Here is a 7,982-nt window from a genome sequence, read left to right as displayed (position 1 = left end):
TGCCCCGGCAACAGGATCTTGTCGGCGTTGTCGACCCGTGCGCGCATGGTGATGGTATTGGTTGCGCTGTCGACGGTGTTGTCGACGAAATCGATCTTGCCGGACCAGGTCCGATCCGCGCCGTGGGGCGGTCTGACCTCGACCGGCGTGCTGCCAACCCGGATCCTGCCCGCCATTTGCGCGAGGTCCCTGTCGCGCGGGTGGAAGTAGGCGTAGATGGGATCGAGCTGCACCAGCAGGGCCAGCTTATCCGCGTGATCCGGCCCCACGAGGTTGCCGGTATCCACGAGGGTCTTACCGATGCGGCCACTGAAGGGTGCATGGATCTTCGTGTAACCCAGGTTCAGCTTCGCCAGGTCGACGGCCGCCTGCGCCGTCTGGACCTGACTGGCGTCGACCTCGGCGGCTGTGACCAGCTCGTCGTAGCGCTCCCGGGAGACATCCTCGGTCTTGAGCAGTTTCGCGTAACGCCTGACCTCGCGCTGCGCATTCTTCAGGTTGGCTTGCGCCTCGGCAAGATCGCCCTCGGCCTGCTGCAGGTCCGCCTCGAAGGGTTTCGGGTCGATGCTGTAAAGCAGATCTCCTTCCCCGACGTCGCTCCCCTCGGAGAATCCGCGCGACTGCAGAATGCCCTCTACCCGGGCCACGAGCGTCACCGACTGCACCGAGGCAGTGTTGCCGACATACTGGCGGAAGTCGGGAATAGACTTCCGCACGACGTCGGCGACCTCGACCTCGGGGACCTGTACGGCCGCTGTGTGTGACGCGCGCTCGCAACCGGCCGACGCAAACAACAGGGAGAGTCCTGCAGCAGCCACGAATCCCGGCAACAGATTGTTTGTGCTTCTCAACGTGACTCCCGCATCACCCGCCTTCAAGGTTCGCTTGCGACGAAAAATGCCTTTCCCCGTCGCAGGTGGGCATTCGTTCCTCCCCCCTGGCAGGGGGGAGGTCAGGTGGGAGGGGGGCGGGACTATCTACCAGCACGGTGACTGCCCTCGAGTCCCACCCCCATCCCGACCTTCCCCTCAAGGGGGAAGGCGCTCAGTCCGATTGCCATGTCCCTTCAGCAACTTGCTCAACTCGGCGGCGATCTCCTCACTGAGTTCCTGCAGCGCCCCACTCATCCCGGCCGCGATGTCCTCGAAACCGCTGCCACTCGCCTGTTTCACGATCGCCGATTCGCGCAACACCCGGTAGCGGTGGTCGCTGCGGTCCACGATGCTCCAGCTCGACTTGAGATGAATCCTGCCCGCGGGGTCGCTGTCGAACCGCAGGATCTTGACCGGGACCTGAAAGTCGGTCGGCACGTCGCTCCAGGGACGAACGATGGCGTGCACCTGCGGAAGCAACGTCGAGAGGTTTTCCGCCAGCACTGTCGCAATGTTGTCGCCGACGGGTTCTGCCCATTGGTGAAAGTCCGCCAGTTCGATACGGTTCGCGCCCTCGCGGATCACGATCTGGGAACGATCCAGGTAGGCGGAGACCTCGACGGGCCCTACGCCGACGATCTCTTCGGCATCTCCCGAGGGTCTCGGCCCACCGCCGCCGGCGATCGGGCTGAGGACGTAGAAGTTTGTTGGCGGGGAGGTGCCGCAGGCCGTCAGCGCGACCACCATGCCGACGAATACGATGATCCGGATTGAGCAGGATGTCGTCATTTGCAATTCCTATCGGGACTTGCCCTTGATCAGGGCCTCGGGGTGCCTTTCGAGGTAGTTGGCCATCATGCGTAGGGACCTTGCCGCACCGGAAAGCTCCCGCATCATGGCCATCAACTCATTATAGGCGGGCGAGTCCGAGCGCAGCAGACCATCGACGTTCTGCATGGCGCTCCGTGCCTGTTTCAGCGTGCCCTCGAGTTCCGGCATCACGTCGTCGCTCAGACCCGCCGCGAGCCGCTCGGTCTGCAACAGGGTCCCGTTGAGGCTGCGCACGGATGCGGCGACCTCCTCGGAATTGACCAGACGACTGGTCCCTGCCAGCGTGTTGTTGAGGTTCTCAGCGATCTTGTCCAACGGCAGATCCTGGATCTTTCTCAGGATCTCGTTCAAACCCAGCCTGAGCTGGTCGATCGTGGCCGGGACACTTGGCAGCACTTTGTACTGGCCCTCGGTGCGAATCGTGGCCGGGGGGGCGTTAGGTTGGAATTCGAGTTCCACCATCAGCTGCCCGGTCAGGATGTTACCCGACCTCAGCTGCGCCCTCAGGCCACGGGCGACCAGCTCGTTCACCATTTTTCGCTCTTCGTCCCCCGGTTCGAGACCGACCACCTTGATCCGGTCCGGTTCGATCTCGATCAGCACCGGCACCTCGAAATCGACCTTCTTCACGTCGAACAGGAAGTTCATGTCAACGACCTTGCCGACCTCCATTCCGCGTATTACCACTGGCGCGCCGACCTTCAGGCCGCGCACCGACCCTTCGAAGTAGACGAGATAGTAATCCTTGCGCTGGTACTCGTGCTTCGTGGTCGCCTCGCGTGACTGGTAGAGTTGGAATTCCGTCCCGGACGCCGCAGGTGAAGCGTTATCGAGATCGCTCGGCGTATCGAAGGCGATGCCGCCGACCAGCAGGGACACCATGGACTCGGTCTCCAGGCGGAGACCATCGGCGTTCAGCGAGACATCGATCCCGCTGGCGTTCCAGAAACGGGTATTTTCATGTACCAGACGGTCGTGCGGCGCATACACGAAGACCCTGAAAACGATGTCCTCGCCGCCCTGCTCGAGTTCGTAGCTCTCGACCTCCCCCACGCGGATCCGGCGATAATAGATGGGGGAACCGGCCTCGATCGAACCCAGTGACTTCGAACGCAGGACGAACCGTGTCCCCGGGGTGTCCGCGACCACCACCGGCGCCTTTTCCAGACCAATGAAGTTCCGCTCCGATTCGCCGTCCCTGCCGGGGTCCATTCCGATGAAGGCACCGGACAGCAGGGTGCTGAGGCCGCTCACCTCCCCGGCCGCCACGCGCGCGGTCACCACCCAGAAGCGGGTGGACTCGGTCAGGTAGGGCCGCATCTCCGGGCTCAGTTCGGCGGTGACAACGACCTTGGAAAGGTCTTCACCGAAGGTGACGGACTCGACCTTGCCGACCTCCACGTCCTTGTACTTGATCTTGGTCTTGCCGGCCTCCAGCCCCGCAGCGGTCTTGAAGGTGATCGTGACGACGGGTCCCTTTTCCGAGATTGCCTTGTAGACCAGCCACGCCCCGATCACGACCGCCACCAGAGGGATCAGCCAGACGATGGAGATTCGCCGCTTCTCCTCGACGACGACCTCGGGAACAGCGCCCATCGATCCGGTTCCGCCCCGCTGTTCGGTCATGGTTGTTTCTCCAACGAGTCCCAGATCAGGCGCGGATCGAAAGAATTCGCCGCAAAGATGGTAATCACCACGACCGCGGCGAAGTAGAGCGCAGCCGGGCCGGCATCGATGTTTGCCACCGCCCCCACCTTGACCAGCGTCACCAGCAGGGTCACTACGTAGATGTCCACCATCGACCAGCGCCCGACCAACTCAGTGACGCGATAGAGCCGGGTCCGGTCTCGCGGCCGCCACTGCGACCGGCGCTGCAGCGAGATCACCAGGTAGGTGAGTATGACCAGCTTGAGCACCGGCACGAACACGCTGGCCACGAAGATCACCAGCCCGACGGGCCAGTCACCGCTCTTCAGAAAATAGATCACGCCGCTCATGATGGTGTCGGCCTGAACATGTCCCAGCGTGGTGATCTTCGTGATCGGGAATACCATCGCGGGGACGTAGAAGACGTAGGCCGCGATCAGCAGCGCCCAGGTGCGGGCGATACTGTCGGTCTTGCGGGGGCGCATCACCGTGCCGCAACGCGGACAACGCATGACGGCGTCGCCTACCCCGGCCGGTATCCGGCTCACCTGCTCACAGTTGTGGCACCCGGCAAGCGACAGTTCGAGCGCGGAATGTTCCCCTGCCGTCATTGTTGGGCGTCCACCCGTTCCCACACCGTCTCGGTATCTATCGAGGCAGAGGCGGCGGCCAGCAGGAAGATCAGCACGAAGAACGACACCAGGCCAAGCCCGGGGATTACGGTCGCCATCTTGACCAGCTTGACGACGGTGACCAGGATGCCGAGCATGAACACCTCCATCATGCTCCAGTTCTGCATCGTGGCGAGTAGCCGGAACACCCCGACGGTCCCCTTGGCGAGACGCCCGAACTTCAACGGCAGGAAGACGTAGAGCATCAGCGTGAGCACGGTCAGCGGGGCCGCGATGCAGGTCAGCGTGACCAGCATCGCCAGTGCCTTCTCACCCTGTTCCCACATGGTCTTCACCGCCGTGTACAACTCCGCCGAACTCACCTGCTCGCCGATCTGCATGGACAACAGCGGAAAGGTATTGGCGAATACGAACAGGACGAGCCCGCCGATCGCCAGTGCGACGGTGCGGTTTACCCCGTCCGGGACGTTGCGGTACAGGGGTGCGCCACAACGACGGCATTTCGCCACGCCGCCCTCCGGAATCGGCAGGCGATGCTGCAGCAGATCGCATTCATGGCAAGCAATGAGCGGAGACGACATTTGCTCGCAGATCCCCTTTCCCGTGCCAAGAAAAATCGTACGGGCGGCATGATGACATACCGGAAGGGGACCGGAAAGCGGGACATACGCAGGGACCGGGTTACACCTCCGCTACTGTCGAAATATCGGATGGTGCGCGTGTGCAGTGTCCGTGTGCGGTACTATACCTCGCGAGTGGACTCGGCCACCGGGCCGAAACCACTGACTATATGACCGAAGAGCGGGTCAAGGTAGGGATTCGCCAAAATTTTGCTAGAACCCGGAAGTCAGTCACATCCGTCGTCTTCAGACACGACTTCGCCGGATTTCGGGTCTCTTAATTCCTTGCCCTGCGGATCGGTCACTACCGTGCCAGCGAACATCATGGACTCAACGCGGTCGAATTCCTCGTCCATCGCACGAACCACATCGGTATCCTTCAGCCCCTCATAGATGAAGATCTGGCCCCGTTCCTCGGCGCGGCGCTGAGATTCGGTGGGGTGGAAGAGACGACTTAGTTGCCATTCGCCCACCGAGTCGGCACCAATCTCCGTGGAACCCTGGGCGAGGGCGAGATGAGAAAGTGCGAGCATAAGAACTACTAGAAACACCCTATCCATCTTTATCACCGGTCATATTTCCGTTCCCTGCCCTTGTGCGCGACCGTGTTCCGACGGGATTACCGGAGACACGCTAGATCAGGCTTGCGACTCGGTGTTTCCCGCGGGAATTTCTCGTGAAACCCTGTCCGCGACGGGTATATAACCATGGACTCGAACCCGCTGGCAGACTATTCATTGCTGAACCCCTTGGTAACCAGTTTCAGGATTTCCAGCTCCCGCGGCGTGAGGACCGCAGACCGCGCAGCCTGCCGGGTATCCCCGGAGTCAGACCAAAACCTTTGAGAAGATGCCTTGCGATGGACGAACTGATTGGAGCCTCCCCCCTACAGCAGTTACAGGATCGCATCGCCGATAAAATCCGGTTCGGCATCCTTCAACAGATAACCCATCGCCCCCGCCTCGATGGCCGAGACGGCATGGCGTTCGTCACCGAAGACGGTGATGACCATCACCTCCGGAGGGGAAGCATAGCGCCGGGATTCCCTGATGAGATCTATACCGCTGCAGTCCGGTAAGGCGAGACCGACCAGGAGTGCTTCGGGCATCCCATCGCCATCCGATCGATGCTCCCCCGAATTGGCAACGGAACCCGTGTGCAGCATGGTGACCCCATGGCATGAATTCGCTCTCGCCGACGTCCGCTAAACTCCCAGTGTCCGTGTGCACGAGACGTCCCGGCAACTCCGCTCATCGACCGTATTGCTGGAGATGATGGTGCCACGCTCGGACCAACGACAACCCTTGTGGCGCGAAGGGACCAAGGGATGCAGACCCCTTATCAGCGGAGAACCACGCAACATGAACAAAACCATCCTGTACTACGCCACCAACCGCGGTCACATCGGATCGAACCGCTGGGCGCCAGACAGCTATGGACCCAAACCCAGCAACGACGGGTTCGAGAATCTGCGCTTCGGCCGCGCCGATCTGGAAATCGATGTTTCGAAGGTCGCGAAATTTCTCGGCAAGGATTGCGGATTCGGACAAGGTGACGGGGACGGCTTGACAGGCTACTTCAAGGACCGCATCGCAGACCTGAATATCGAGGCTTTCGAGGAGACCCTGGACGACAACCGACCCGACGAGAAACAGGCCGCCAAGCGATTCGGCTCCACACGGACCTTCAACGAACTGCGCCAGCGGATGGAGAAAAGCCACGACGTGCTGATCTTCATTCATGGATTCAACGTGAGCTGGGAGGCCGCCGTCGCCTCCGCCCTCGCCCTGCAGGAAAGCCTCAACGCTGGCGCGAGCGACAAAGGCGTTCTGGTCGTATTGTTCAGCTGGCCGTCGGATGGACTCGCGCTGCCCTATGTCTCCTACAAGTCGGACCGCTCCGATGCCGAACTGTCCGGATACGCCTTCGGTCGCGGCATGCTCAAGCTCCGTGACTTTCTCGCGAAACTGCGAACCCGCGACAGTCGCGGCAACGTCGCATGCGGACAGGAGCTGCACCTGCTGTGCCATTCGATGGGCAACTACGTATTGCAGAACACACTGCGTCGCATCGCCGAATTCAACGACGGCGACGTTTTGCCGAGGATCTTCGACCACATCTTCCTGTGCGCCCCGGATGTCGACGACGATGTGTTCGACCCCGGCGCACCGCTCTCGACCCTGCCGCAACTCGCCCGCGGCGTCAGTCTCTACCACAACCAGGGCGACGTCGCGATGTACGTGTCGGACTACACCAAGGGCAATCCGGAGCGTCTGGGTCTCGCCGGTGCGGCACGGCCCTCCCTGCTGCACAACAAGATACATCAGATCGACTGTTCGACCATTGTCACGGGATTCGTCGAGCACAGCTACTACCTGAGCGGACGCGTGAACGAAGACATACGGCAAAGCGTAATGGGCGTCGCGCAGGACGATAGGAAGCGAAACCGCGCGCTACGGGGCAACGCATGGCCCAATGTCTGGGTCATGCGCTGATGGAACGTGCTCTTCGGGATGCACCGGGCGTTCGTCGAGGATAGCGGCTATCATGCGGCCTCGTCACCTATCCCCGGGCGGGACGGCGGCCCCATCAACCCCAAGGAGCGATCAACGAATGAAAATCGAAACGCTGGCAGTACACGGTGGCTGGCAACCGGACCCGGCAACGAAGGCCGTTGCGGTACCGATCTATCAGACCACCAGCTATGCCTTCGACGATACCCAGCATGGCGCCGACCTGTTCGATCTCAAGGTCCAGGGGAATATCTACACCCGCATCATGAACCCGACCTCCGACGTGCTGGAGCAGCGCGTCGCGGCAATGGAGGGGGGGGTTGGCGCATTGGCGCTGGCATCGGGCATGGCGGCGATCACCAACTCGATCTTCACCATCGCCCAGGCCGGCGACAATATCGTTTCCACCACCCAGTTGTACGGCGGCACCTATAACCTGTTCGCCCATACCCTCCCGCGCCTGGGCATCGAGGTCCGGCTCTGCGACGCGAACGATATCGACGCCATGGCGACCCGAATCGACGCCAATACCAAGGCGGTATTCTGCGAATCGATCGGCAACCCCGCCGGCAATATCGTCGACTTCGGCGCCATCGCGGAGATGGCGCATGCGCACGGGGTGCCGCTGATCGTCGACAACACGGTGCCCTCGCCCTACCTGTGCCGCCCCTTCGAGCACGGCGCCGACATCGTGGTCCATGCCCTGACCAAGTACATGGGCGGTCACGGCACCTGCATCGGCGGGGTCGTGGTGGACTCCGGCAAGTTCCCCTGGGCCGAGCACAAGGAACGCTACGCGCTCCTGAACGAGCCGGACGTCTCGTATCACGGCGTGGTCTACACCGAGGCCCTGGGCGAGGCAGCCTA

Annotated in this window: 9 protein-coding genes; 2 read left to right on the top strand and 7 right to left on the bottom strand. The window is 61.9% G+C overall.

The window, feature by feature from the left end; genetic code table 11:
• From LJE91_12145 to LJE91_12115, 7 genes are all read right to left on the bottom strand, one after another.
• The coding region (locus LJE91_12145) for an efflux RND transporter periplasmic adaptor subunit (GenBank protein MCG6869439.1) at positions 1-851 on the bottom strand (851 nt) is incomplete at its 3' end.
• A 177-nt stretch (positions 852-1,028) separates the two neighbouring features.
• A complete protein-coding gene (locus LJE91_12140) occupies positions 1,029-1,661 on the bottom strand; it encodes a PqiC family protein (GenBank protein MCG6869438.1) in 633 nt (210 codons plus the stop codon).
• 9 nt (positions 1,662-1,670) lie between these two features.
• The gene (locus tag LJE91_12135; GenBank protein MCG6869437.1) at positions 1,671-3,329 is read right to left on the bottom strand and encodes an MlaD family protein; all 1,659 of its coding nucleotides are present in this window, start codon (positions 3,327-3,329) and stop codon (positions 1,671-1,673) included.
• Entirely contained in the window at positions 3,326-3,961 is a 636-nt protein-coding gene (locus LJE91_12130) for a paraquat-inducible protein A (GenBank protein ID MCG6869436.1), read from the bottom strand. Before LJE91_12130 ends, LJE91_12135 begins: the two co-directional genes overlap by 4 nt.
• Positions 3,958-4,563: a paraquat-inducible protein A gene (locus LJE91_12125; protein ID MCG6869435.1), complete on the bottom strand. Its 606-nt coding sequence runs from the start codon at positions 4,561-4,563 to the stop codon at positions 3,958-3,960. Before LJE91_12125 ends, LJE91_12130 begins: the two co-directional genes overlap by 4 nt.
• A 266-nt stretch (positions 4,564-4,829) precedes the next feature.
• Positions 4,830-5,171: a hypothetical protein gene (locus LJE91_12120; GenBank protein MCG6869434.1), complete on the bottom strand. Its 342-nt coding sequence runs from the start codon at positions 5,169-5,171 to the stop codon at positions 4,830-4,832.
• A 326-nt stretch (positions 5,172-5,497) separates the two neighbouring features.
• Entirely contained in the window at positions 5,498-5,710 is a 213-nt protein-coding gene (locus tag LJE91_12115; protein MCG6869433.1) for a response regulator, read from the bottom strand.
• 253 nt (positions 5,711-5,963) lie between these two features.
• Between LJE91_12115 and LJE91_12110 the strand changes: the two genes are divergently transcribed.
• Complete coding sequence (locus LJE91_12110) at positions 5,964-7,097, top strand: alpha/beta fold hydrolase (GenBank protein ID MCG6869432.1); 1,134 nt, start codon at positions 5,964-5,966, stop codon at positions 7,095-7,097.
• A 118-nt stretch (positions 7,098-7,215) separates the two neighbouring features.
• The coding region (locus LJE91_12105; protein ID MCG6869431.1) for an aminotransferase class I/II-fold pyridoxal phosphate-dependent enzyme at positions 7,216-7,982 on the top strand (767 nt) is incomplete at its 3' end.

The organism is Gammaproteobacteria bacterium, from assembly GCA_022340215.1.
Lineage (GTDB): Bacteria > Pseudomonadota > Gammaproteobacteria > JAJDOJ01 > JAJDOJ01 > JAJDOJ01.
This window is presented reverse-complemented; position numbering and strand designations above follow the sequence as displayed.

Excerpts from the sequence above, each read along its gene's own strand:
- LJE91_12140 (MCG6869438.1), bottom strand. The coding sequence starts at position 1,661 with ATGACGACATCCTGCTCAATCCGGATCATCGTATTCGTCGGCATGGTG.
- LJE91_12135 (MCG6869437.1), bottom strand. The coding sequence starts at position 3,329 with ATGACCGAACAGCGGGGCGGAACCGGATCGATGGGCGCTGTTCCCGAG.
- LJE91_12130 (MCG6869436.1), bottom strand. The coding sequence starts at position 3,961 with ATGACGGCAGGGGAACATTCCGCGCTCGAACTGTCGCTTGCCGGGTGC.
- LJE91_12125 (MCG6869435.1), bottom strand. The coding sequence starts at position 4,563 with ATGTCGTCTCCGCTCATTGCTTGCCATGAATGCGATCTGCTGCAGCAT.
- LJE91_12115 (MCG6869433.1), bottom strand. The coding sequence starts at position 5,710 with ATGCCCGAAGCACTCCTGGTCGGTCTCGCCTTACCGGACTGCAGCGGT.
- LJE91_12110 (MCG6869432.1), top strand. The coding sequence starts at position 5,964 with ATGAACAAAACCATCCTGTACTACGCCACCAACCGCGGTCACATCGGA.